This window comes from Oleiphilus sp. HI0125 (genome assembly GCF_001635355.1).
In genome coordinates this window covers 1-1,151 of sequence record NZ_LWGF01000882.1, presented here as the reverse complement: position 1 = coordinate 1,151, position 1,151 = coordinate 1, and the positions used below count along the sequence as shown (strand labels likewise).

1 protein-coding gene is annotated in these 1,151 nt (G+C 44.7%); it reads left to right on the top strand.

The genetic code is table 11. The annotated features are described in order from the left end of the window. Positions 1 to 141 precede the first annotated feature (141 nt). Positions 142 to 1,151 (top strand): peptide chain release factor 2 gene (gene prfB, locus A3762_RS15175; protein WP_156493484.1). Its coding sequence is split into 2 segments (ribosomal slippage), with 1,009 coding nucleotides annotated over them: positions 142 to 216 and positions 218 to 1,151; the frame shifts between segments, so codons are not numbered across the junction. This gene is flagged as partial in the annotation.

Genomic DNA, 1,151 nt, shown 5'->3' with positions numbered 1-1,151 from the left:
AATTGGCAGTCTTTGGCTGGCGATATGAAAGTCTGGTTAGAGCAGTATTAAATTCACAATCACAGGCCGCTATGTATTGGCGGTAATCGTAGCAAAAGTGTAGAATACGCGCCTTTTTACGATTGCCCTCAAGGACTGTGAATGCTTGAAGTAAATCCTATTGTTCAGAAGATTAAAGAAATGCTCGAGCGTGTTGTAACGCTTAGGGGGTATCTTTGACTTCGATACCAAAAATGAGCGCTTAGTTGAAGTTACGCGCGAGCTAGAAGATCCTGCTGTCTGGGACAATCCCGAAAATGCGCAAGCGCTTGGTAAAGAGCGTTCAAGTCTCGAAGCTGTTGTCACTACCATCGAAGATTTAGAAAGCGGATTGAATGACTGCCAAGACCTATTAGATATGGCGGTTGAAGAGCAAGACGAGGACGCTGTGAACGACGTTCAAAGTGAAATCGAAAGCTTAGAAGAAAAGCTAGCTACTCTTGAGTTCCGTCGTATGTTCTCTGGCGAAATGGATCCCAATAACGCGTACTTAGATATTCAATCTGGTTCGGGCGGTACTGAAGCACAAGATTGGGCATCGATGATTATGCGCATGTATTTGCGTTGGGGTGAGCAAAAAGGGTTTAAAACTGAGTTAGTTGAAGTGTCTGATGGAGAGGTCGCAGGTATTAAAAGTGCGACCATTCAATTCACAGGTGAATATGCTTTCGGCTGGCTCAGAACAGAAACAGGTGTGCATCGCCTAGTTCGTAAATCACCTTTTGATTCGGGAAATCGTCGCCATACTTCATTTGCTTCTGTGTTCGTCTCCCCAGAGATTGATGACAATGTCGACATTGAAATTAACCCAGCAGATTTGCGTATCGATACATATCGATCAAGTGGTGCGGGTGGTCAGCACGTCAACACGACGGATTCAGCGATTCGTATCACGCACGAACCTTCGGGTATTGTTGTTCAGTGTCAAAATCAGCGTTCACAGCATCAGAACAAAGACAAGGCCATGCAACAGTTGCGTGCCAAACTCTATGAACTTGAGATGATGAAGCGTAGTGAAGCAGCACAAGCCTTAGAAGAGAGCAAATCGGATATCGGCTGGGGAAGCCAAATCCGTTCTTATGTACTAGATTCTTCTCGTATTAAAGATTTAC